Consider the following 19,989-nt stretch of genomic DNA (forward strand, 5'->3'; position numbering starts at 1 on the left):
CAGGAAAAGAGCGCCGCCCTGATGGCGCATCTTCGCGCCTCCCGCGGCAATCTCGAAGACTTCCTCGCCCCGGTCGGCACGGTCAAGGCGACGAGCGACATTGATGGCCTGCGCGTGGCACTGACCGACGGCAGCACCATCCATTTCCGCCCTTCCGGCAACGCCCCGGAAATGCGCTGCTACGTAGAGGCCGCCAACCAGGACGAGGCCGAAACGCTGCTGAATAAGGGCCTCGATCTTATCCGGAATTTCGCCCAAGGATGACGCCGTGCCTCCGGAAAGCAAGCTGGCTTTCAACCACCATCGGAAAGACGACAAAGAACTTCGAAGCACAATGTCGCACCCCGCCATTGCCCTGTTGCTCTTCCCGCCTCCGAGAGCGATAAGGGCCGCAGGGTCCAAGGAGGCGGACGATGAGCGGCGAGACCATTACCCTTTATGAAGCGATCGGCGGCGACGCGACCGTCAGGGCGCTCACCCGGCGCTTTTATGAGCTGATGGACACGCTGCCGGAAGCGGCGCGTTGCCGTGCCATCCACCCGGCCGATCTTTCCGGCAGCGAGGCGAAGTTCTACGATTATCTGACGGGATATCTTGGCGGACCGCCCGTCTATGTCGAAAAACACGGCCATCCGATGCTGCGGCGGCGCCATTTCGTTGCCCCCATCGGCCCCGCCGAGCGCGACGAATGGCTGCTGTGCTTCCGCCGCGCCATGGACGAGACCATCGAGAATGCGAAGCTGCGTGAGATCATCTGGGCACCGGTGGAACGCCTGGCCTTTCACATGCAGAACCAGGAGGCGGATAATCCATGACCCACGAGAGACTGCGCGCCTTCATTCTGCTGCTGGGCGGCCTGCTGGGAGCTGCGGGCGTGATGCTGGCCGCCGCCGCCACGCATACGGGTGAGACCTATATGCTCGGTAATGCCTCGGCCATGGCGCTGGCGCATGCGCCGGTGCTGGTGGCACTCCATATCGGCGCGGACCGCATCAGGACCGCCATTCCGGCGGGCCTGATCCTCGGCCTCGGCACGGCGGTGTTTGTCGGCGATCTGGTCGTGCGGCATTTTTCCGGCCACAGCCTGTTCCCCTTCGCCGCGCCCACGGGCGGTCTCGGCATGATTGGCGGATGGCTGGTACTCTCCGCCGGAGCGTTTTTGAAGCCAAAGGGCTGATCCGGCCTTAACGGCGAATCCACCCAAAAGGCAGGATGTTGCGCCCTCTTTCCGCCGCCTCGCCAAGTTCGAAGGGCGGCGTTTCGCCCGGCTGGCGGGTACGCAGATAAGGAAAGGTCACGACATTGCCGCCGATCCTGGCGGCGCGGTTGCGCCTTTCGCGTTCACCGACGATTTCATAGAGTTCCGTCAGGGCCGGATCGGCCGCCTGCCCGGCCATCTTGTGCAGTTCGACGCAGCAGGCCTCGGCCGCCGGCTCTTCACCCTTAAAATTATTGCGCTCGTCGCTCATCGTTCGAGGTCCGTTCATTCATCGTCTGCAGCGCCCGCTCCAGACTGGATTTGCTGCCATTGCGCAGCGGAATGAATGCCTTGCCGAATTTCTTGCAACCCGACTTCACCCGCAGACACGCATCGTGGCTGATACAGTCGATCGGGCAGAAAACGCAGTCGACGGAGGGAAGCACGGTATCGATGCGTGAGACCGCCTCACGCAGGCCGCCATCGTGATGGATAAGCTCGGCGCCGAAATTGCTGGCGATCTGGCGAAGATGGGCGACCTGGCAGTCACGGCCGCCGACATAAAGAAAGCTTTTCGGACCGGAAAGCTGCTGTTCGGCCACGTCCTTTTCAGTTTGTGGCGCGCCCTTGCCCTGCTTGCCGCCGCGTTCGGCCTTCTTCTTTTCCTTGCGTGCCATTCCCTCACCTGCCGGTTGATTTTTCATGCCCCGGACGTTCGGGATAGCGGCACCATAATAAAGATGAGTTTTGGAGTAAAGTATAAAGGTGATAATTTCCCTCATGTTTCTGCAGAAAGAATCGATCACCCATTCGTGAGAACCCTTGCGTTCAGCCGCTTATCCGCAATCCGCCCATGAAAAGCTGCTCCAGATGCCGGGCCGCATCCTCAAAACGACCATCGCCGCCGTTCTTTTCGCCCAGCACCGCCCGCACCTGCACATCGAAATCCGCATAATGCTGGGTGGTCGACCAGATCGAAAAAATAAGATGGTAAGGATCGCATTTGGCGATCCGCCCGGCCTTGATCCAGGCGCGGATGACTTCCACTTTTTCATCCACCAGTTGCTTCAGCGGGCCTTTCAGCTCGTCCTCGATATGCGGTGCGCCCTGCAGGATTTCATTGGCGAAGAGGCGGCTTTCCCGCGGAAAATCCCGCGACATTTCCAGTTTGCGGCGAATATAGGAGCGGATCTCGCTTTCGGGGTTGCCCTCGGCGTCAAAAGCCCTGAGCGGGTCGAGCCAGGTATCCAGCACCCGCTCGATCAGCGCGCGATGCATCGCCTCCTTGGTGCGGAAATAATAAAGCACGTTCGGTTTCGACATGCCGGCCGCCTCGGCAATCTGGTCGATGGTGGAGCCGCGAAAGCCGTTTGTGGAAAAAACACTGAGCGCAGCCTCCAGGATAGCTTCCTGCTTTTCTTCCTGGATACGGGTCCGCTTCTGTGTTTTCGCTGCTCGCGGTATGGCCATTCTCTACTCTCTGTTTTTTTTCGGTGCAATTGCCGCCACAGTATGCTTAAAAAATAATCGTCGCGCACAGTTTAGGCAAAATTAGTGCGATTCGTCACGAAATTCCCTTGCTGACATCACTGCGAATTTGCAATGTTTACCAGCCGGTCAATTTATCCCCCATCGCCATCTTTAGGCAATGGCTGTTATCTTAACCGGCAAAAAAGGGAACGGCACAAGCTTTGCTTCGATAAAAACAAAACAGGTGAGGACGACACTTCATGGCGGCGGGTAAGAACTTGACGGTCAATGGCGACCGTCTGTGGGACAGTTTGATGGACATGGCGAAGATCGGCCCCGGCATTGCCGGCGGCAATAATCGTCGCACGCTGACGGATGAGGATGCGGAGGGCCGCCGCCTGTTCCAGCGCTGGTGCGAGGCGGCGGGCCTGACCATGGGCATCGACCGCATGGGCACGATGTTCGCCACCCGCCCCGGCGAAGACCCGGATGCGCTTCCCGTCTATATCGGCAGCCATCTCGATACCCAGCCGACCGGCGGCAAGTTCGATGGCGTGCTTGGCGTGCTGGCGGGGCTGGAAGTGGTTCGCAGCCTGAACGACCTCAACATCAGGACAAAACACCCGATTGTCGTCACCAACTGGTCGAACGAGGAAGGCGCGCGATTTGCGCCCGCAATGCTGGCTTCGGGCGTCTTCGCCGGCATTCACGATCTCGATTATGCCTATAGCCGCACCGATACCGACGGCAAGACCTATGGCGAAGAATTGAAACGCATCGGCTGGCTGGGCGAAGAAGAGGTCGGCGCGCGCAGGATGCACGCCTATTTCGAATATCACATCGAACAGGGGCCGATCCTCGAGGCGCAGGGCAAGCAGATCGGCGTCGTCACCCATTGCCAGGGCCTGTGGTGGCTGGAAGTGACGCTGACCGGCAAGGAGGCCCATACCGGCTCGACACCGATGGCCATGCGCGTCAATGCCGGCCTGGCCGCCGCCCGCATTCTTGAAAAGGTGCAGGAAGTGGCCATGGCCCACCAGCCGGGCGCCGTCGCCGGCGTCGGCCAGATGATCTTCACACCCAATTCCCGCAACGTGCTGCCCGGCAAGGTGGTCTTCACCATCGACCTCCGCACGCCGTCTCAGGCGAAACTCGACAGCATGCGCACCATCTTCGAGCGCGAGGTGCCTCGTATCGCCGAAGAACTCGGCGTCGGCTGCAGCGTCGAAGCCATCGGCCATTTCGACCCCGTCACCTTCGATCCCGTGCTGGTGGGCCGCGTGCGCTCTGCCGCCGAAAGACTGGGCTACAGCCACATGGACATCATCTCCGGCGCGGGCCACGATGCCTGCTGGACGGCAAGGGTCGCCCCCTCCACCATGATCTTCTGCCCCTGCGTGGACGGGCTTTCCCACAATGAAGCGGAAGAGATTTCGCAGGAATGGGCGGCCGCCGGCTGCGATGTGCTGCTGCATGCGGTGCTTGAGACTGCGGAGATCGTCGAATGACCGCCACCATCATCAAAAACGGCACCATCGTCACCGCCGACCTCACCTACAAGGCCGATGTGAAGATCGAAGGCGGCAGGATCACCGAGATCGGGCCTGACCTGACAGGCGGCACGCTGCTCGATGCGACCGGATGTTATGTCATGCCGGGCGGCATCGATCCGCATGTGCATCTGGAAATGCCCTTCATGGGCACCTATTCCGCCGATGATTTCGAGAGCGGCACGCGGGCGGCCCTTGCCGGCGGCACGACCATGGTGGTGGATTTCTGCCTGCCGGAGCCCGGCCAGTCGCTGCTTGAGGCTCTCACCCGGTGGGACAACAAGGCGACGCGCGCCAATTGCGACTATTCTTTCCACATGGCCGTCACCTGGTGGGGCGAACAGGTCTTCGATGAGATGAAGACGGTGGTTCAGCAGAAAGGCATCAACTCCTTCAAACACTTCATGGCCTATAAAGGCGCGCTGATGGTGAATGACGATGAGATGTTCGCCTCCTTCTCGCGCTGCGCCGAACTGGGCGCCATTCCCTTCGTGCATGCGGAAAACGGCGATATCGTCGCGCAGATGCAGGAAAAGCTGATGGCGGAGGGAAACGTCGGGCCTGAGGCGCATGCCTATTCCCGGCCGCCTTCCGTGGAAGGCGAAGCCACCAACCGCGCCATCATCATCGCCGATATGGCGGGCGCCCCGCTTTATGTCGTCCACACCTCCTGTGAGCAGGCCCACGAAGCAATCCGCCGCGCCCGCCAGAACGGCATGCGGGTTTATGGCGAGCCGCTGATCCAGCACCTGATCCTCGATGAAAGCGAATATGCCAATGCCGACTGGGATCACGCCGCCCGCCGGGTGATGTCGCCTCCCTTCCGCAACCGGCAGCATCAGGACAGCCTCTGGGCCGGCCTCGCCTCCGGCTCGCTGCAATGCGTGGCGACCGACCATTGTGCCTTCACCACCGAGCAGAAACGCTTCGGCCTTGGCGATTTCCGAAAGATTCCAAACGGCACCGGCGGGCTCGAAGACCGCATGCCGCTGCTCTGGACCCATGGCGTAACGACCGGCCGACTGACGATGAACGAATTCGTCGCCGTCACTTCCACCAACATCGCCAAGATCCTCAACATCTATCCGAGAAAAGGCGCGATCCTCGTCGGCAGCGATGCCGATATCGTCGTCTGGGATCCGGCGCTTACAAAGACCATCAGCGCGGCCAACCAGCAATCGGCCATCGATTACAACGTGTTCGAAGGGCGAAAGGTCAAGGGCCTGCCACGCTACACCCTGTCGCGTGGCCTCGTCAGCATCGAGGAGGCCACCATCGAAACGCAGGAAGGCCACGGCCGGTTCGTGGCCCGCGATCCTTACCCCGCCGTCAGCCGGGCGCTTTCCACGTGGAAAGAACTGGTTTCGCCGCGCAAGGTGGAGCGCAGCGGCATCCCGGCATCGGGTGTGTGAGCCATGAGCAGCAAGCCGAAACGGGAAATCGTCATCGCCGCCGCCATTCTCCTCAACGAGCGCCGGCAGATGCTTGTCGTGCGCAAGCGCGGCACCACGCAATTCATGCAGCCGGGTGGCAAGATCGATCCGGGCGAAACGCCAGAACAGGCACTTCACCGCGAGCTTGCCGAGGAAATCGGCCTGACGCTGCCCGAAAATGCCACGCGTTACGAGGGCATATTTCGCGAGGAAGCCGCCAATGAGACCGGCGCCGAAGTCGTCGCCCATGCCTTCATCGCCAGGCTTGATGCCGATGTCTCCCCACAGGCGGAAATCGAGGAAGTGCGCTGGCTCGACCTCGACAGCCACCCCGGCGTGACGATCGCCAGACTGACGGAAACCCAGATGCTGCCGCTTGCGCGCGCAGCACTTTCGGAAAGCGACAATCAGCCAAGATGAACCAGGCCCCTTCCTATTCCGTCGTTTCCGCCAGAAAACTGGGCCTCACCTTCGAAACGGGGGATGGCCCGGTCCATGCATTGTCGAATGTCGACCTGGAGGTCGGCAAGGGCGATTTCGTCTCCTTCATCGGCCCTTCCGGCTGCGGCAAGACCACCTTCCTGCGGGTCATCGCCGATCTTGAAAAACACACATCCGGCGAGATCACCGTCAACGGCACGACGCCTGAAAACGCCCGCAGGGACCGCTCCTACGGTTATGTCTTTCAGGCCGCCGCCCTTTATCCCTGGCGCAGCATCGAAAAGAACATCGCCCTGCCGCTCGAAATCATGGGTTACAGCAAGGCCGAACAGCGCGAACGCATCGACCGCACGCTCGACCTCGTCAACCTCACCGGCTTCGGTAGGAAATATCCCTGGCAGCTTTCCGGCGGCATGCAGCAACGCGCCTCCATCGCCCGCGCACTCGCCTTCGATGCCGACCTGCTTTTGATGGACGAGCCCTTCGGCGCGCTGGATGAGATCGTTCGCGATCATCTGAACGAACAGTTGCTGAAACTCTGGGACACGACCGGCAAGACCATCTGCTTCGTTACCCATTCCATTCCGGAGGCGGTCTATCTCTCGACGAAAATCGTCGTCATGTCGCCGCGACCGGGGAGAGTGACGGATGTGATCGAGTCCACATTACCACGGGAAAGGCCGCTGGAGATTCGCGAGACGCCGGAGTTTCTGGCGATTGCGCATCGGGTGCGTGAGGGGTTGAAGGCGGGGCATGGCTATGAGGGGTGATACTGGAACCGACGCCGTTGCGGCAAGCGTTACCCCCCTCTGCCCTGCCGGGCATCTCCCCCACAAGGGGGGAGATCGGCAAGCGGCGCTACTAACACTCCATCCACAAGCGTCGAGATGGTCGAGATCCTGCCGCGAGTCGATCTCCCCCCTTGTGGGGGAGATGTCCGGCAGGACAGAGGGGGGTAAACCGCACCCTCGGACTGAGCAGCGGAGCGAAAAACCATGACCCTCCTCCGCCACCGCATCCTCCCCATCCTCACCGTCCTCCTCGCCATCCTCTTCCTATGGCACCTCGCCGTCATCTATCTCAACATGCCCTTCGCCCGCGACCAGGCCACCCGCGCCGGCCAGACGCCGGGTTTCTTCGAACTCCTGCCGCAAACCTTCGCCCAGGAACGCCCGGTCCTCCCCGCCCCGCACCAGATCGCCGCCGAACTCTGGGATACGACGGTCAACAAGGCCATCACCTCCAAGCGCAGCCTGATCTACCACGCCGGCATCACGCTTTCGGCAACCCTGCTCGGTTTTGCCATCGGCGCGGTCCTCGGCATCCTGCTTGCCGTTGCCATCATCCATAATCGCGCCATGGACCGCTCCGTCATGCCGTGGATCATTGCCAGCCAGACGATCCCCATCCTCGCCATCGCGCCGATGATTATCGTCGTCCTGAACTCCATCGGCATTTCCGGGCTTCTGCCCAAGGCGCTGATCTCCACCTATCTCTCCTTCTTCCCGATCGTCGTCGGCATGGTGAAGGGCCTCAGGAGCCCAGAAACCCTCCAGCTCGACCTGATGCACACCTATAATGCCTCACCGGGCCAGATTTTCTGGAAGCTGCGCTGGCCTTCGGCACTGCCCTATCTCTTCACCTCGCTGAAGATCGCCATTGCCATCGCGCTGGTCGGCGCCATCGTCGGCGAATTGCCCACGGGGGCCGTCGCCGGGCTCGGCGCGCGGCTTCTCTCCGGGTCCTATTATGGCCAGACGGTGCAGATATGGGCGGCGCTGTTCATGGCTGCCGGTGTTGCGGCGCTCCTGGTCTCGATCATCGGCATCGCCCACGCCGCGGTGCTGAAAAGAATGGGGGCACGGCCATGACGAACCCCTTCTGGTTTATCGGCGCGATCCTGTTCTGGCTTGCCGCCTGGGCCTTCAACGAATGGCTGGTGCGGCGCAACTTCACCTCCTCCTCGGGAAAGCGCATCAGCCGCATCACCGTGCCGCTCCTCTTCGGCCTTGCCATTCTGGTGCTCTGGGAAGGTGTGGTGCGTGGTTTTTCCGTGCCGCCCATCCTCTTGCCAGCGCCCAGCGCCATCCTCGCGCGCCTTCTCGGCTCGTTGCCGATCCTCTGGGCGGATTTCCGCCAGACCTTCATCAAATCGGTGCTGACCGGTTACGTGATGGGCTGCGGCCTCGGTTTCCTCGTCGCCATCCTCATCGACCGCTCGCCCTTCCTCCAGCGCGGGCTCTTGCCCATCGGCAACTTCGTCTCCGCTCTGCCGGTGGTCGGCATCGCCCCCATCATGGTCATGTGGTTCGGTTTCGACTGGCAGTCGAAAGTCGCCGTTGTCGTCATCATGACCTTCTTTCCCATGCTGGTGAACACGGTGCAGGGCCTTGCCGCTTCCAGCCACATGGAACGCGACCTGATGCGCACCTATGCCGCCGGCTGGTGGCAGACATTGGTGAAGCTGCGCCTGCCCGCCGCGTGGCCTTTCATCTTCAACGCGCTGAAGATCAATTCCACGCTGGCGCTGATCGGCGCCATCGTCGCGGAGTTTTTCGGCACACCCATCGTCGGCATGGGTTTCCGCATCTCGGCGGAAATGGGCCGCAGCAATGTCGACATGGTCTGGGCCGAGATCGCGGTCGCCGCGCTCGCAGGCTCCGGCTTTTATGGTCTCGTGGCGCTCGCAGAGCGGGCCGTCACCTTCTGGCATCCGTCCGTCCGTGGGGGACGAACGTAAATAACGAAAAAGGGAACAGCGATGAAAATGAAACTTGCATCCATGCTTCTTGCCGGCGCGTCACTCCTGACCGCATTCGGGGCTCAGGCCGCCGACAAGATCACCCTGCAGCTGAAATGGGTGACCCAGGCGCAATTCGCCGGTTATTACGTCGCCAAGGACAAGGGCTTTTACGAAGCTGAAGGTCTCGATGTCGATATCAAGCCCGGTGGCCCGGACATCGCCCCCGCACAGGTTCTGGCCGGCGGCGGCGCGGATGTGATCGTCGACTGGATGCCGTCTGCACTGGCGACGCGCGAAAAGGGCGTGCCGCTCGTCAACATCGCCCAGCCGTTCAAGTCCTCCGGCATGATGCTGACCTGCCTCAAGGAAACCGGTGTCACCAAGCCCGATGATTTCAAAGGCAAGACACTGGGCGTCTGGTTCTTCGGCAATGAATATCCGTTCCTGTCGTGGATGGCGCACTTAAAAATCCCGACCACCGGTGGTGCGGATGGCGTCACGGTTTTGAAACAGGGCTTCAACGTCGATCCGCTGCTGCAAAAGCAGGCCGCCTGCATTTCCACCATGACCTATAATGAATATTGGCAGGTCATCGATGCCGGCCTCAAACCGGAGGAACTCGTCACCTTCAAATATGAGGATGAAGGCGTGGCGACGCTTGAGGACGGGCTTTACGTTCTCGAAGACAAACTCAAGGACGCCAAGTTCAAGGAAGACATGGTCAAATTCGTCCGCGCTTCGATGAAGGGCTGGAAATGGGCGGAAGAAAACCCTGACGATGCCGCCGATATCGTTCTTGAAAACGACGCCTCGGGCGCCCAGACCGAAAAGCACCAGAAGCGCATGATGGGCGAAGTGGCGAAACTCACCGCCGGCTCAAAGGGCGCGCTAGACAAGGCGGATTACGAACGCACGGTAAAAACGCTGCTCGGCGGCGGTTCCGATCCGGTCATCACCAAGGAGCCGGCAGGGGCCTACACCACGGAAATCACCGACGCGGCGCTGAAGTAGGTCGCGGCAGGCAAGCGAAGACGCGGGAGTATCCGCACGCCGTCACCCCGGACCTGATCCGGGGTCCAGCGCGATCAAGTCCTTGATCGCAGGAAAGTCCTTTCACGGCGCAGACGCGCCGTGGCTGGATGCCGGATCAAGTCCGGCATAACGAGGGTATTTTTCGCGCCCGTGACTCAAGCGCCGTTGGGTTGTATTGGTAACCCCTCCAGCGAATTACAACATCTGCGCCTATACAAAAATGTATATCAACCATAGCGGCTATGCGGATTGATTTGTACCGCAACAAGAATTACAGTCCCGCCCACAAGACTGCCAAATTTGATCTTGTAAAAAAAGCACGGGGCAAAGGTGCTTAAGATTCGCGTTGAGGGGCGCTTGAATCGGGAGGATCGAAAAGGAAGTATTGTGATCCCTTGTTTCACATTCGCCATCGCATGACCTTTTAAGATACGGCCCCGAGCCGCAGGACATGTGAGCGGATATTGCGCGAGCCAAGACACATGCAGCATAAAGTCACGTTTAACCGCTTCGTTTTCCTGCTTCTTTCCGCAACGGCGCTCCCCCTTTCCGCAGCAGCCGAAGGAGAGGCGCCGGTAAAACAGCAGAACCTGCCCTCGATCATCGTCGCGCATGCCGCAAAACGTGATCTCGTGGACCGCATCATCGCCACCGGCACCATCCGCCCGGTCGATGAAATCTATGTCCAGCCGCTGGTTGACGGCCTGTCGATCGACACGCTGAACGCCGATATCGGCGACAGGGTGGAAGCGAATGCGGTTCTGGCCGTGCTTTCCTCCGACAGCCTCGTGCTGCAGAAAAGCCAGCTTGAGGCCAACAAGGCCAAGGCGGAAGCTTCCGTCACCCAGTCGAAGGCGCAGGTGCTTGAAGCGCAGGCCAATCTGGCTGACGCTGTTCGCCAGCGCGACCGCGCCGCCAAGCTCGGCCAGAGCGGTTCGGGTTCCGTCTCCGAGACGGAAAAGACCGAGGCCGCCGCTCAAGTTGCGCAGGCCCGCCTCGATGCGGCCAAACAAGCCGTTTCCGCCGGCGAGGCCGACATCAAGGTGGTTGATGCGCAGATTGCCGACGTCGACCTGAAGCTGACACGCACCGGCGTGAAAACCCCGGTCGCCGGCATCGTTTCGGCCAAGAATGCCAAGGTCGGCGCGATTGCCAGCGGCGCCGGCAACCCGCTTTTCACCGTCATCAAGGACGGCGCGATCGAACTCGTCGCCGATCTGTCCGAGACCGACATCCAGAAGGTGAAGGTCGGCCAGAAAGCCTATTTGACGGTTGCCGGCGGAGCTGAGAAAATAGTGGGCAAGGTGCGCCTCGTTTCGCCCACCGTCGATCCGACGACACGCCTCGGTTCCGTGCATGTGGTGCTGCCGGAAAACAGCCCGGCGCGATCCGGCATGTATGCCAGCGCGGCCATCATCGTCGAAGAGACGAATGCACTCGCTTTGCCGCTGTCGGCCGTCACCTCCGGACGTGAAGGCTCGACCACCCGCAAGGTGGAAGGCGACGTCGTCAAGCAGGTGAAGATCGAAACCGGCATAGAAGACAGTGGTTTCATCGAGATTGTCAGCGGTCTTGCCGCTGGAGACAAGGTTGTCGAGAAGGCTGGGGCATTCGTGCGTGATGGTGACCGGATAAGACCGGTGGAAGCCCAGACGGCTGCGTCCAACTGACTGAGGGAATGAAATGAACTTTTCCGCATGGTCAATCCGTAACCCGATTGCGCCGCTGCTCGGCTTCGCGCTTTTGATTATCCTCGGCATGCAGGCGTTCAACACCCTGCCGATCACCCGTTTTCCGAACATCGACGTTCCCGTCGTGGCCGTCACAGTAACCCAGAGCGGCGCTTCGCCCTCCGAGCTGGAAATGCAGGTGACGAAGGAGATCGAGGATGCCGTCGCCGCCATCAGCGGCGTCGACGAAATCCAGTCCACCGTGGTCGACGGCCAGTCGACGACGACGGTCGTCTTCCGCATCGAAAAGCCGACTGAAGAGGCGGTTCAGGACACCAAGGACGCCATCGACAAGATCCGCAGCGATCTGCCCGCCGATATCGAAGTGCCGGTCGTCAGCAAGATCGACGTCGAGGGACAGGCGATCCAGACCTTTGCCGTCTCCTCGCCGAACATGACGCTGGAAGAACTGTCCTGGTTCGTGGATGACACGATCAAGCGTTCGCTGCAGGGCCAGTCCGGCATCGGCAAGGTCGACCGTTATGGCGGCGCCGACCGCGAGGTGCGCGTGTCGCTGAGCCCCGAAAAGCTCGACGCCTATGGCATCACCGCCACCGAAGTGAACAGCCAGCTGCGCGGCACCAATATCGACCTCGGTTCCGGCCGCGGCCAGGTGGGCGGCAACGAGCAGACGATCCGCACGCTCGGCGACACACGCGATGTGAGCCAGCTTGCCAACACCACGATCGCGCTTTCCAACGGCCGTTTCGTCAAGCTTTCCGAGCTCGGCACGGTCACCGACACCTATCAGGAACAGAAGTCCTTCTCGCGGTTCAACGGCAACCCCGCCGTCACCTTCGCGGTCTTCCGCTCCAAGGGTGCGAGCGAGGTCTCGGTCGCCGAAACCGTGGCGGCGAGCCTCGAACAGGTGCGCAAGGCCCATCCTGATGTCTCGATAGAGATGGTCGATGATGCGGTCTATTTCACCTATGGCAACTACAAGGCGGCGCTCGACACGCTGATCGAAGGCGCGATCCTCGCCGTCATCGTGGTCCTGCTCTTCCTGCGCAACTGGCGCGCAACCCTGATTGCCGCAGTTGCCCTGCCGCTCTCCGCGATCCCGACCTTCTGGATCATGGATATCATGGGCTTCTCGCTCAACCTCGTCAGCTTCCTCGCGTTGACCCTCGCCACGGGTATTCTCGTGGATGACGCCATCGTGGAAATCGAGAACATCGCCCGCCACATCAAGATGGGCAAGACGCCCTATCGCGCGGCACTGGAAGCAGCGGACGAAATCGGCCTCGCCGTCATCGCCACCAGCTTTACCATCATCGCCGTCTTCGTGCCGGTGTCCTTCATGCCCGGCATTCCCGGCCAGTACTTCATCCAGTTCGGTCTCACCGTCGCCTTCTCGGTGTTCTTCTCGCTGGCAGTGGCCCGCCTCATCACGCCGCTGATGGCGGCCTATCTGATGCGCGCCGAAGACGCGATGGACGACCACCACGACAATGACAGCCGGCTGATGAAGGCCTATACGCGCATGGTCACCGCCACCACCCGCAAATGGTGGGCGCGGTATCTCACGCTGCTCGGCGCGATTGCCTTCCTCGTCGCCTCCGTCATGCTTCTGGCCCAGGTGCCGGGCAGCTTCCTGCCGCCGGATGATGCCTCACGCGTCACGCTTTCGGTGGAACTGCCGCCCAATGCGACGCTTGACGAAACCGATCGCACGACGACGCAGATCTATCATGCGCTGCGTGACATCAACGGCGTCGAAAGCGTCTTCATCCTCGGCGGCGCCTCGCCCAAGGGCGACCTGGAGCTGCGCCGTGCCACCGTCAACGTCATCCTGCAGCATATCGACCATTCGCTGCTCAAGCTGGTGGTCAACAAGGGTCTCGGCTCCATTCCGCTCATCGGCCAATATCTGCCGAAGGTGGAGGAAAAGGGCCGTACACGTCCGCAATGGGATGTGGAGCGGGATATTTTTGCCCAGGTGCGCGGCATTCCGGATGTCCGCATCATCAAGCTCAACGACCGCGCGGAACGCGAGTTGTCCTTCAACTTCCTCTCCACCAACGAGAAGGATCTGAACGACGCCGTCGGCATTCTTGAAAGCCGCCTGCGCGCCTCGCCCATCCTCGCCAACGTCAGCTCGGAAGGTGCTCTGCCCCGTCCCGAACTGCAGATCCGCCCGCGCAAGGATGAAATCGCCCGCCTCGGCATCACGCCGCAGCAGATTTCGCAGACCGTGCGTGTCGCCACCATCGGCGATATCGATGCGCAGCTGACGAAGATCTCGCTGGATGACAGGCAGATCCCGATCCGCGTGCAAGCTTCGCTCGATACCCGCCGCGATCTCGCCACCATCCGCGCGCTGAAGATCAAGACCGCTTCCGGGTCGCTGGTGCCGCTCTACAGCGTCGCCGATATCGACTATTCGGAAGGTCCAAGCTCGATCAAGCGCAACGACCGCAACCGCGTCGTCTCCATCGGCTCCGACGTGCCCTTCGGCACGGCGCTCGATACATCGACGGCCGAATTCAAGCGCATCGTGTCGGAAACCGACCTGCCGGCAAGCGTCCGCCTTGCCGAAAGCGGCGACGCCAAGGTGCAGGGCGAAATGCAGCAGGGCTTCGTCAACGCCATGCTGCTTGGCCTGATGCTGGTGCTGGTCGTGCTCATCCTGCTGTTCAAGGATGTCATCCAGCCCTTCACCATCCTGTTCTCGCTGCCGCTTGCCATCGGCGGCGTGGCGGTCGCTCTCATCATCACGCAGAACGCGCTCTCCATGCCCGTTCTCATCGGCATCCTGATGCTGATGGGCATCGTGACCAAGAACGCCATCCTGCTGGTGGATTTCGCCATCGAAATGCGCCGTCACGGCATGGAACGGGTGCATGCCATGGTGGAGGCCGGCCGCAAGCGCGCCCGCCCGATCATCATGACCTCCATCGCCATGTCGGCGGGCATGCTGCCCTCGGCACTCGGCGTCGGCGAAGGCGGTTCCTTCCGCGCGCCGATGGCGATCGCGGTGATCGGCGGCATCATCGTCTCGACGGTTCTGTCGCTGATCGTGGTTCCCGCCTTCTTCCTGATCATGGACGACCTGTCGCGCCTGCTCGCCCACCTCTTCGGCCGCTTCGTCGGCAAGAAGGAAGTGGAGGAAGAGGCTCTCTCCAACGAGAAACTCTCGGAGATCGCCCACGAGAACAGCCTGGCGCTCTCCTCGCTGGAGGCCCGGGTCGCCAGCATGGAAAAGGGCACCGGCGACAAGGCCAGTGACAAGGGCAGCAATATATTGCGACTACCGCCGCTCGCTGCGGAGTGAAAGCTGCAACGCCGGGCCTTGTGCCCGGCGTTTTTATTTTGGCTTGCTTGTGGCACAGCGCCGCCGCTTGTTTCTTCTCCCCGCCGGGGAGAAGGTGGCCCGAAGGGTCGGATGAGGGGCTAGCTCTCCGTATATCTCGAACCTCGCCCCCTCATCCCGCTGCCGCGACCTTCTGCCCCCTCGAGGAGAAGAAACATGCCGCACCCACCCGCTCCATACTTTCCCCTGTGCTCCGGAGCAGGTCCGATCACATTTCCGCTCCCACAAACCCCATCAAACCCCGTTTGATCGAAATCAATTCGCTTTTCAGGTGAACTGCTAGTCTCCCTCGCATCGGGAATTGCCGGTCGAGGAAAAATGCGATGAGTTCTTTGCAGATAGGCGTGAGGGAGAAGGAACTTCCCCGGTTTCGTGTCGCTTCGGACAGCCCGGCAAAAGGTTTGAGCGGGAGCCGGATGGACGTGAACAAGACCGTGAAGCTGAGCAACAGGGACAGGAACATTCTGCTGCGCGCACCCTTGATCGGGATAGCGGATGACGCGGCGGCGCTGAAGCTGATGGAGGCGGCGGCCATCACCAATGTGAGCGCCCGCCATGTGTTCTTCAAAGAAGGTGAGCCGGCGCAGCATTTTTACTGCGTGCTGTCGGGTTATGTCCGCCTTTACCGGCTGGACCGGCACGGGCGCGAGGCGGATGTGCGCGTCAGCGGCCCCGGCGATACCTTCAACGAATGCCTGATCTTCGGCAGCGATACCTATCGTTACAGTGCGCAGGCGGCGGAAAGCTGCACCGTGGCGCGTTTCGAACTCACACGAATCCGCAGCCTGATCGATCAGGAACCAGCAATCGCCAAGGCCGTCATGCGCTGCCTGTCCAACAGCCTGCTCTCCACCATGGACTGCATTGCCAATGACCGGCTGCAGACGGCGCCGCAGCGCGTCGCCCATTACCTCATCAATCAGGGTCCGCGCGACGCCACATCCTTTTCGCTGCGGCTGCCGTTCCAGAAAAGCCTGCTTGCCGGCAAGCTCGGCCTTGCGCCGGAAGCGCTGTCACGCGCTTTTTCTGCTCTGAAAAAGGCCGGCGTCACCGTGCGCGGCCGCATCGTGCAGGTCAATGACGTCGCGGCGCTGAAGCAGATTTGAAAACACCGGGAGAGGAAGAAGGGCGGGATGCCAGCCGGCATGCCGCCCTTCAGCATTCCGGAAAAGCGGAGATCACGCCGGCTGCGGCAAAAGGCGGAAGCTGTCTCCCTGCCGCTCCACACGGAAAAACCCGCCGAGATGGCCGCCGGAAACCAGTAAGCCGTGATCGGCCACTTCAGCCAGCGCCTTGAGGCGTGTTTCGTAAGCAAGCGCGGCATCGATATCATAGACGAAACCGACGCCCGGATCCTTCGCCTGCAATTCGCTCACATGCAGCACATCGCCCCACAATAACAGCCGGTTATCGCCGCTGCCGATGAGATAGCCGCTATGCCCCGGCGTGTGGCCGGGCATGGCGATCGCCTCGATGTCGTCGTCAATCTTGCCCATGGGGATAGGCAGCAGCATCGCCCCGCAAACATCGAGCAGCCTTGCGGCAAGATCGAAGCCGCCCTGCCGGGCCGGCGGCAAGGTCTTGCGCGCATCCGCGCTGGAGAAAAAGCCGAGATCGGCCTCGGGTACCCATATGTCCGCGTTGGGAAAATAGGGCCGGTCGCCATCGATCAACCCCAGCGCGTGGTCGCCGTGAATATGGGTGAGGATAACACGGCTGACATCGGCAGGCTGAATTCCGGCATCGATCATGGCCGCCCGGGCGTGGCCATAACCAGCGCCCCAGGCGGTGCCGCAACCGGCATCGATCAGAAAAACGCCATCAGGCCCAGAGAGCGCGAAACAGTTGACGTCCATATCCACCGTTTCGCCCTGATGTCCGGCAAGGGCCGCAGCCAACGCTTCGGCACCCTGACGGTGGAGGAGATGGCCAACCGGCGCCTTGTAGACGCCATCGACAAAACGGGAAACCTCGTAAGCGCCGAAACGGCGGGACATGGCCATATTTCAGAGACCACCCTGCTCTTTCAGGAAACCGACGATACGATCAACGCCATCGCCGCGCTTCATATCGGTGAAGACGAAGGGCATGGCGTTGCGCATGCGGGTCGCATCGCTGTCCATCACCGTCAGATCGGCGCCGACATAGGGCGCGAGGTCCTTCTTGTTGATGACCAGCAGGTCGGAGCGGGTAATACCCGGCCCGCCCTTGCGCGGAATTTCCTCGCCCTGGCAGACGGAGATCACATAGATGGTGATATCGGCAAGATCAGGCGAAAAGGTCGCCGCGAGATTATCGCCGCCGGATTCGATGAAGACCACGTCGAGATCGGGAAACCGCGCATTGAGCCCGGCAATCGCCTGCAGATTGATCGTCGCATCCTCACGGATGGCGGTATGCGGGCAACCGCCCGTCTCGACACCGACGATCCGTTCGGAAGGCAGCGCCTGCATGCGCACCAGCGCCTCGGCATCTTCCTTGGTATAGATATCATTGGTGACGACGGCGACGGAATAATCGGCGCTCATCGCCTTGCAGAGCTTTTCCGTCAGCGCCGTCTTGCCGGAACCCACCGGCCCGCCAATGCCGACGCGCAGCGGACCATTACCCGATTTCATCACTCTGTTCCCTTCGCTATGCTTTGGTGTTTTCAACCATAATGCCTTGGACCGACGCTTCAAGGGCAAGCAAGAACCATGCCGCCTGTTTCTTCTCCCCGCCGGGGAGATGGTGGCCCGAAGGGTCGGAGAGTGGGCAGCGCCAGCGATAGATCGCACCCTCGCCCCCTCATCCCACTGCCGCGGACTTCTCCCCGGCGGGGAGAAGAAACGCGTGGCACCCGCTCGCTCCATAGATTGCTATGGCGCTCCCCTCAGGAGCGGAAAAGCCGCGTGCCCTGTGTTTCATGACGCATCGCCGCCGTATCCGCGATGATCGTCGCACTGCCGAGATCGTCGAGCGTGGATTGCACCGCCCGTGCCGCCACCTCCGCGATCACCCCCTCGCTTGCGGCAAGAATCGCAACGCCATCCTTTTGCCCGGCAACACCAAGACGGATACCGGCCGAAACAATCTGCGAAACGCCGGCATGCAGAAAAGCGGCAATTGTTTCACGCAACGGCACTCCGTGGCCGGCAGCCACAGCACCTGTGGCGACAGGATAAGGCGCCTCTTTCGGCAACAGCTCCAGAACCGCATGCGGCCACGCGCCGGCAGCGGCAATGAAGGCATCTCCCAGAAGCACCGTTTCGCGATAACGTTCCGCCGAACCGGCCAGCGCGCGGCCAAGATCCGCCGCTTCGCTCAACGCAACGCCATCCTTTGAGCTTCGCCAGGCATGTGCCAGAAACACCGCATCGTTCCACAGGCTGCCATGGCACAGCAGCGTTTCCACCCAGCCGTGAAGCGCCGCGGCATCACGCGCACGCCCGTCCTCCACGGCTTTTTCCAGCCCGCCGGAATAGGAAAAACCGCCGACCGGAAAGGCCGGCGACATCCAGGCCATGAGCCGCAGCAGCGCGGCAACGCCGCGATCTTCGCTCATTCCTCAGCCGTGGTCATGATGGTGGTGGCCATGCCCGTGATCATGGCCATGGGAGTGACCGCCATGGGCGTGATAGGCGCCGCGTGCCGGCTGGAAAGGTTCCTCCACATCCCGCACGGTGGCGCCGAGGCCTTCCAGCATGGCGCGGATGACGTGATCGCGCAGGATGAGAATGCGCTCTTCCTCGATCTGGGCGGAAAGATGCCGGTTGCCCAGATGCCAGGCGAGCTCGATCAGGTGAAGCCGATCCTTAGCCTTGATTTCGAACAGCTTTTCATCCGCCGCACGAACCTCGATCAGATCACCGTTTTCCACCACCAGCAGGTCGCCATGGGCAAAAAGCACGGCTTCCTTCAGGTCCAGCATCACCATCTCGTCATTCTGCAGATGCAGCAGCTTGCGGCGCAGATGCCGCTGGTCATGCGCCAGCGTGACATAACCGGAGGGCTCATCGCCGGGGGTTCCGGCGGGGTGATAGGAGGTGACGCGCAGCATGGGATGATCCGTTTCAGAAACAGTCTTGGGAAGGTGATTTTTGACGGATAGGCGGGGTGATTTCAAGGCGCGATTTCATAAGGTTGAAAAGGCAATGGCATCGTCGGCTCGGAGGGTTGACGTTACCTGGAAACCTCTCCTCGGTCCTGCCGGGCTTGACCCGGCATCCAGCCACAGCGCGTCTGCGCCATGAAAAGACTCCCACGTGATCAAAGACTTGATCGCGCTGGACCCCGGATCAGGTCCGGGTGACGGAGCTTGGAGAGGCCGTCGCGCGAGAAAGCAGCACCTCAGAAAAAGAAAAAGCCCGGCATCGCTGCCAGGCCTTCACAAAATCATGAAACCGAAATCAGGCCGCGGCGCGTGCCTTCAGGTTTTCGAGAATGTTCTGCGGCGAGGAAACGCCGTAAGGATCGGATTCGCAATTATCCGAATAACCCTCTTCCTCGAACCACTGTTCCACCAGACCGTCATTGATGACGGCGGCGTAACGCCAGGAGCGCATGCCGAAACCAAGATTGTCCTTGGCGACCAGCATGCCCATCTTGCGGGTGAACTCGCCCGAGCCATCCGGAATGACCTTGACGTTTTCGAGGTTCTGGCCCTTGGCCCAGGCATTCATGACGAAGGCGTCGTTGACCGACAGGCAATAGATTTCATCGATGCCGAGCGCACGGAATTCACCGGCCAGCTTTTCGAAATCGGGAAGCTGGTAGGTCGAGCAGGTGGGCGTGAAAGCGCCGGGCAGCGAAAACAGCACGACCTTCTTGCCCTTGAAATAATCGTCAGAGGTCACGTCCTGCCAACGGAACGGGTTCGGGCCACCAACGGCCTCATCGCGAACGCGCGTGCGGAAGGTAACGGCGGGCACTTTTTTGCCGAGCATGTCTTGTCTCCTGTTCTGGCGTTTTACGCGGACCACTTGGGATCGATCCACGCGGAATTCTTTTGCCGCTTCCATAGCGCAAGATGCATTGCGGTGCAGCATAAAAATCCGACTACCAGACGTCAAATGAGCGAAACGCCACACTGCACATTGA

The 19,989-nt window shown here is 61.2% G+C and carries 19 protein-coding genes and 2 pseudogenes; 13 read left to right on the plus strand and 8 right to left on the minus strand.

Features of this window, described 5'->3' with window-relative positions; translation table 11 throughout:
• The 3 genes and pseudogenes from QD336_RS22780 to QD336_RS22790 all read left to right on the plus strand — a co-directional run.
• A pseudogene (locus QD336_RS22780) lies at positions 1–264 on the plus strand (phosphomannomutase); the annotation flags it as partial.
• A 149-nt stretch (positions 265–413) separates the two neighbouring features.
• Entirely contained in the window at positions 414–815 is a 402-nt protein-coding gene (locus QD336_RS22785; RefSeq protein ID WP_269340343.1) for a globin domain-containing protein, read from the plus strand.
• Positions 812–1,177, plus strand: a complete 366-nt coding sequence (locus QD336_RS22790) for a DUF423 domain-containing protein (RefSeq protein WP_499172253.1) — start codon at positions 812–814, stop codon at positions 1,175–1,177. The genes QD336_RS22785 and QD336_RS22790 overlap by 4 nt, the downstream gene beginning before the upstream one ends.
• Positions 1,178–1,184: 7 nt before the next feature.
• Here QD336_RS22790 and QD336_RS22795 read toward each other — a convergent pair whose 3' ends face one another.
• The 3 genes and pseudogenes from QD336_RS22795 to QD336_RS22805 form a co-directional block, all read right to left on the minus strand.
• The gene (locus tag QD336_RS22795; RefSeq protein WP_269340341.1) at positions 1,185–1,469 is read right to left on the minus strand and encodes a hypothetical protein; all 285 of its coding nucleotides are present in this window, start codon (positions 1,467–1,469) and stop codon (positions 1,185–1,187) included.
• A pseudogene (locus QD336_RS22800) lies at positions 1,450–1,773 on the minus strand (DUF2325 domain-containing protein); the annotation flags it as partial. The pseudogene QD336_RS22800 and the gene QD336_RS22795, both read right to left, overlap by 20 nt.
• A 253-nt stretch (positions 1,774–2,026) precedes the next feature.
• Positions 2,027–2,668: a TetR family transcriptional regulator C-terminal domain-containing protein gene (locus QD336_RS22805; RefSeq protein ID WP_499172254.1), complete on the minus strand. Its 642-nt coding sequence runs from the start codon at positions 2,666–2,668 to the stop codon at positions 2,027–2,029.
• A gap of 260 nt (positions 2,669–2,928) precedes the next feature.
• Here QD336_RS22805 and QD336_RS22810 point away from each other — a divergent pair, with 260 nt between their 5' ends.
• The 10 genes from QD336_RS22810 (at position 2,929) to QD336_RS22855 (ending at position 16,016) form a co-directional block, all read left to right on the plus strand.
• Positions 2,929–4,176, plus strand: a complete 1,248-nt coding sequence (locus QD336_RS22810) for a Zn-dependent hydrolase (protein WP_499172255.1) — start codon at positions 2,929–2,931, stop codon at positions 4,174–4,176.
• The gene (hydA, locus tag QD336_RS22815; RefSeq protein WP_269340335.1) at positions 4,173–5,630 is read left to right on the plus strand and encodes a dihydropyrimidinase; all 1,458 of its coding nucleotides are present in this window, start codon (positions 4,173–4,175) and stop codon (positions 5,628–5,630) included. Before QD336_RS22810 ends, hydA begins: the two co-directional genes overlap by 4 nt.
• Before the next feature lie 3 nt (positions 5,631–5,633).
• Positions 5,634–6,071 (plus strand): NUDIX hydrolase, encoded by a 438-nt coding sequence (locus tag QD336_RS22820; protein WP_269340333.1) that lies wholly within the window; start codon positions 5,634–5,636, stop codon positions 6,069–6,071.
• Positions 6,068–6,862, plus strand: a complete 795-nt coding sequence (locus tag QD336_RS22825) for an ABC transporter ATP-binding protein (RefSeq protein WP_269340332.1) — start codon at positions 6,068–6,070, stop codon at positions 6,860–6,862. Before QD336_RS22820 ends, QD336_RS22825 begins: the two co-directional genes overlap by 4 nt.
• Positions 6,863–7,087: 225 nt before the next feature.
• Entirely contained in the window at positions 7,088–7,963 is an 876-nt protein-coding gene (locus tag QD336_RS22830) for an ABC transporter permease (RefSeq protein WP_499172257.1), read from the plus strand.
• Complete coding sequence (locus QD336_RS22835; RefSeq protein ID WP_499172258.1) at positions 7,960–8,832, plus strand: ABC transporter permease; 873 nt, start codon at positions 7,960–7,962, stop codon at positions 8,830–8,832. Before QD336_RS22830 ends, QD336_RS22835 begins: the two co-directional genes overlap by 4 nt.
• A gap of 21 nt (positions 8,833–8,853) precedes the next feature.
• Positions 8,854–9,846 carry an ABC transporter substrate-binding protein gene (locus tag QD336_RS22840; protein ID WP_499172260.1) on the plus strand — a complete coding sequence of 331 codons (993 nt, stop codon included), beginning with the start codon at positions 8,854–8,856 and terminating at the stop codon, positions 9,844–9,846.
• Positions 9,847–10,349: 503 nt separating this feature from the next.
• Positions 10,350–11,537, plus strand: a complete 1,188-nt coding sequence (locus QD336_RS22845; RefSeq protein WP_499172261.1) for an efflux RND transporter periplasmic adaptor subunit — start codon at positions 10,350–10,352, stop codon at positions 11,535–11,537.
• A gap of 13 nt (positions 11,538–11,550) precedes the next feature.
• Positions 11,551–14,871 (plus strand): efflux RND transporter permease subunit, encoded by a 3,321-nt coding sequence (locus tag QD336_RS22850; RefSeq protein WP_499172263.1) that lies wholly within the window; start codon positions 11,551–11,553, stop codon positions 14,869–14,871.
• Positions 14,872–15,326: 455 nt separating this feature from the next.
• Entirely contained in the window at positions 15,327–16,016 is a 690-nt protein-coding gene (locus QD336_RS22855; protein ID WP_269341372.1) for a Crp/Fnr family transcriptional regulator, read from the plus strand.
• Positions 16,017–16,088: 72 nt separating this feature from the next.
• On the opposite strand, the gene aidB is transcribed toward QD336_RS22855, so the two are convergent.
• The 5 genes from aidB to QD336_RS22880 all read right to left on the minus strand — a co-directional run bounded on the left by aidB (position 16,089) and on the right by QD336_RS22880 (position 19,835).
• Positions 16,089–16,913 carry an AidB family quorum-quenching N-acyl homoserine lactonase gene (gene aidB / locus QD336_RS22860; RefSeq protein WP_269340326.1) on the minus strand — a complete coding sequence of 275 codons (825 nt, stop codon included), beginning with the start codon at positions 16,911–16,913 and terminating at the stop codon, positions 16,089–16,091.
• 3 nt (positions 16,914–16,916) lie between these two features.
• On the minus strand, positions 16,917–17,528 hold the full coding sequence (gene ureG, locus QD336_RS22865; RefSeq protein WP_003520595.1) for an urease accessory protein UreG: 612 nt from the start codon (positions 17,526–17,528) through the stop codon (positions 16,917–16,919).
• Between the two features lie 254 nt (positions 17,529–17,782).
• The gene (locus QD336_RS22870) at positions 17,783–18,454 is read right to left on the minus strand and encodes an urease accessory protein UreF (protein WP_269340324.1); all 672 of its coding nucleotides are present in this window, start codon (positions 18,452–18,454) and stop codon (positions 17,783–17,785) included.
• Between the two features lie 3 nt (positions 18,455–18,457).
• Positions 18,458–18,949 (minus strand): urease accessory protein UreE, encoded by a 492-nt coding sequence (ureE, locus tag QD336_RS22875; protein ID WP_173987519.1) that lies wholly within the window; start codon positions 18,947–18,949, stop codon positions 18,458–18,460.
• A gap of 349 nt (positions 18,950–19,298) precedes the next feature.
• On the minus strand, positions 19,299–19,835 hold the full coding sequence (locus QD336_RS22880; RefSeq protein WP_499172264.1) for a peroxiredoxin: 537 nt from the start codon (positions 19,833–19,835) through the stop codon (positions 19,299–19,301).
• Between the last annotated feature and the right edge of the window lie 154 nt (positions 19,836–19,989).

Origin of the sequence: Rhizobium sp. BR 250 (assembly GCF_047445855.1) — a bacterium.
Taxonomy (GTDB): domain Bacteria; phylum Pseudomonadota; class Alphaproteobacteria; order Rhizobiales; family Rhizobiaceae; genus Agrobacterium; species Agrobacterium tumefaciens_I.

What these genes read in the sequence shown, in the direction of transcription:
- QD336_RS22835 (WP_499172258.1), top strand. Translation starts at nt 7,960, where the DNA reads ATGACGAACCCCTTCTGGTTTATCGGCGCGATCCTGTTCTGGCTTGCC.
- QD336_RS22855 (WP_269341372.1), top strand. Translation starts at nt 15,327, where the DNA reads ATGGACGTGAACAAGACCGTGAAGCTGAGCAACAGGGACAGGAACATT.
- QD336_RS22820 (WP_269340333.1), top strand. Translation starts at nt 5,634, where the DNA reads ATGAGCAGCAAGCCGAAACGGGAAATCGTCATCGCCGCCGCCATTCTC.
- ureG (WP_003520595.1), bottom strand. Translation starts at nt 17,528, where the DNA reads ATGAAATCGGGTAATGGTCCGCTGCGCGTCGGCATTGGCGGGCCGGTG.
- QD336_RS22825 (WP_269340332.1), top strand. Translation starts at nt 6,068, where the DNA reads ATGAACCAGGCCCCTTCCTATTCCGTCGTTTCCGCCAGAAAACTGGGC.
- QD336_RS22870 (WP_269340324.1), bottom strand. Translation starts at nt 18,454, where the DNA reads ATGAGCGAAGATCGCGGCGTTGCCGCGCTGCTGCGGCTCATGGCCTGG.
- aidB (WP_269340326.1), bottom strand. Translation starts at nt 16,913, where the DNA reads ATGGCCATGTCCCGCCGTTTCGGCGCTTACGAGGTTTCCCGTTTTGTC.
- QD336_RS22845 (WP_499172261.1), top strand. Translation starts at nt 10,350, where the DNA reads ATGCAGCATAAAGTCACGTTTAACCGCTTCGTTTTCCTGCTTCTTTCC.
- QD336_RS22840 (WP_499172260.1), top strand. Translation starts at nt 8,854, where the DNA reads ATGAAAATGAAACTTGCATCCATGCTTCTTGCCGGCGCGTCACTCCTG.
- ureE (WP_173987519.1), bottom strand. Translation starts at nt 18,949, where the DNA reads ATGCTGCGCGTCACCTCCTATCACCCCGCCGGAACCCCCGGCGATGAG.
- QD336_RS22810 (WP_499172255.1), top strand. Translation starts at nt 2,929, where the DNA reads ATGGCGGCGGGTAAGAACTTGACGGTCAATGGCGACCGTCTGTGGGAC.
- QD336_RS22830 (WP_499172257.1), top strand. Translation starts at nt 7,088, where the DNA reads ATGACCCTCCTCCGCCACCGCATCCTCCCCATCCTCACCGTCCTCCTC.
- hydA (WP_269340335.1), top strand. Translation starts at nt 4,173, where the DNA reads ATGACCGCCACCATCATCAAAAACGGCACCATCGTCACCGCCGACCTC.
- QD336_RS22785 (WP_269340343.1), top strand. Translation starts at nt 414, where the DNA reads ATGAGCGGCGAGACCATTACCCTTTATGAAGCGATCGGCGGCGACGCG.
- QD336_RS22880 (WP_499172264.1), bottom strand. Translation starts at nt 19,835, where the DNA reads ATGCTCGGCAAAAAAGTGCCCGCCGTTACCTTCCGCACGCGCGTTCGC.
- QD336_RS22795 (WP_269340341.1), bottom strand. Translation starts at nt 1,469, where the DNA reads ATGAGCGACGAGCGCAATAATTTTAAGGGTGAAGAGCCGGCGGCCGAG.
- QD336_RS22790 (WP_499172253.1), top strand. Translation starts at nt 812, where the DNA reads ATGACCCACGAGAGACTGCGCGCCTTCATTCTGCTGCTGGGCGGCCTG.
- QD336_RS22805 (WP_499172254.1), bottom strand. Translation starts at nt 2,668, where the DNA reads ATGGCCATACCGCGAGCAGCGAAAACACAGAAGCGGACCCGTATCCAG.
- QD336_RS22850 (WP_499172263.1), top strand. Translation starts at nt 11,551, where the DNA reads ATGAACTTTTCCGCATGGTCAATCCGTAACCCGATTGCGCCGCTGCTC.